3 protein-coding genes are annotated in these 1,614 nt (G+C 71.1%); 2 read left to right on the plus strand and 1 reads right to left on the minus strand.

What is annotated here, in order from left to right; all coding sequences use genetic code 11:
- A partial coding sequence (locus ABT340_RS42390; RefSeq protein WP_352016613.1) for a hypothetical protein occupies window positions 1–301 on the plus strand: 301 nt, incomplete at its 5' end.
- Window positions 302–440: 139 nt separating this feature from the next.
- Here the strand turns inward: ABT340_RS42390 and ABT340_RS42395 are convergent.
- Entirely contained in the window at window positions 441–695 is a 255-nt protein-coding gene (locus tag ABT340_RS42395) for a hypothetical protein (RefSeq protein WP_352016614.1), read from the minus strand.
- A 246-nt stretch (window positions 696–941) separates the two neighbouring features.
- Here ABT340_RS42395 and ABT340_RS42400 point away from each other — a divergent pair, with 246 nt between their 5' ends.
- The gene (locus ABT340_RS42400) at window positions 942–1,295 is read left to right on the plus strand and encodes a hypothetical protein (protein ID WP_352016615.1); all 354 of its coding nucleotides are present in this window, start codon (window positions 942–944) and stop codon (window positions 1,293–1,295) included.
- Window positions 1,296–1,614: the final 319 nt, after the last annotated feature.

Consider the following 1,614-nt stretch of genomic DNA (forward strand, 5'->3'; position numbering starts at 1 on the left):
TCGTCGTCCCGCAGGACAGGCCCGGCCGGTGATCACCTCGTCGGCACAAGCCTCTGGTCGGATCTTGGAGGTCCAGATCATGCAGCACACCCCCGGCCGCCCGGTGATCCCGGGCTGGCGGTTGATCATCAGTGACGCGGGCCGCTTCTGGGCCTTCCGCACCCACCTCTTCCCCCGCGCCGCCGTACGAGCTGGAGCCGAGTCGGCCGTGGACGCCGACACCTTCGAGGAGATCCAGGCCGTCATCGCCGAGCAGGAGGAGAAGGCCCGCGTCGCTCTGGTCGAGGAGGTCACCTCGTGACGGGACGCCACCGCGACGGCCAGCCGTACGCTCTGGTCTATCGGCGGGTGTGGGACGGCCCCGCGCGGGCCGAGGCCGAGCGGATCGACCAGGCCTGGGCCGACTGGACCGTGCTCTACAGCCTGGGACGACGCTGTTTCTACGCCGTGGCCGCCTGGGACGGCCCCCGGCCGGTGATCGTCGAGGACCCCACCGGAGACGGGTTGGAGGAACGGATGCGGGAGGCCGAGATGATCCGGGCGATGCGGCTCTCGCCGCAGTCCTCCCCGGCGCCGGTTCGCAGGAGGGCTTCCCGCAGGCGGGCCGGAGTGGCGGTCACCGAGGAGCCCGGCGGGACGCGAACCGAGGCGATCACCAAGGAGCGGGGTTCACCGGGCGGGGAGACGGCATCCACCGGGGCACGGCCTTCGCCGGATGAGGGAATGGCGCCACGGCCTTCGTCGGGTGGAGGAGTGGTGTCCGCTGGAGGACGGCGTTCGCCGGGTGAGGGAACGGTGTCCGCTGGTGGACGGCCTTCGTCGAGTGAGGCAATGGCGCCACGGCCTTCGTCGGGTGAAGGAGTGGTGTCCGCTGGGGGACGGCCTTCGCCGGGCGAGGCAGTGGTGTCCGCCGGAGGGCGTTTGCCGGGTGGGAGGGCGGCGTGATGTCGGGTGTCGTGCTTCGGAGTTGCGACGCCGTACAGCAGGCCCATCCGGAGTGGCTGGTTTTCCACAGCTCGCGGTCCGGGCTGTGGAGCGCCTACCGCCGCTTTCCGCCGGTCAGGCCGGGGCTCGGGGAGGTGCTGCTGGTGCGAGCCGAGTCGGTCGAGGAACTGGACCGCAAGCTGACCGCCCACGCGCCTTCGGTCGTGCCGCCGAGCATCCGGGGTGTCGCCGTCGCCCGCGCCCTCCGGAGCGCTCGGACCAAACAGGCAGCGCGGACATCCCGGCTGGTCCGGGCCATGCGGGCCGGGGACCGCTCCACGGGATTGCGCAGGTTGCTGCGCTCCCAATAGCCGGTGCGGCGGCTCGCCGTACCCCGTGAACGTGCGGTTCAGGGATGAGGGACCTGGACCGCACACAACTCCGGAAAGCCGGTACGGCGGGCGGGAAGGCTCATGGCCCGCCGTACCTCATGAACGTGCGGCTCAGGTGGGAGGGACCTGGGCCGCACACCTCCGCAAGGCGGCTCCCATGCACGCTGGGCGCGTGGTGGGGAAGGGGAGTCGTCTGGCGCACCGGGTTGCGTCCACGGACGTGGTGTATGAGTTTCCCCAGCTAGATGGCGTGGCGCCGTGAATGAGGACGGCCATCGCGTGATCCTTCGTGATTGCG

Source organism: Streptosporangium sp. NPDC000239, from assembly GCF_040300765.1.
In the GTDB taxonomy this organism is placed as follows: Bacteria; Actinomycetota; Actinomycetes; order Streptosporangiales; family Streptosporangiaceae; genus Streptosporangium.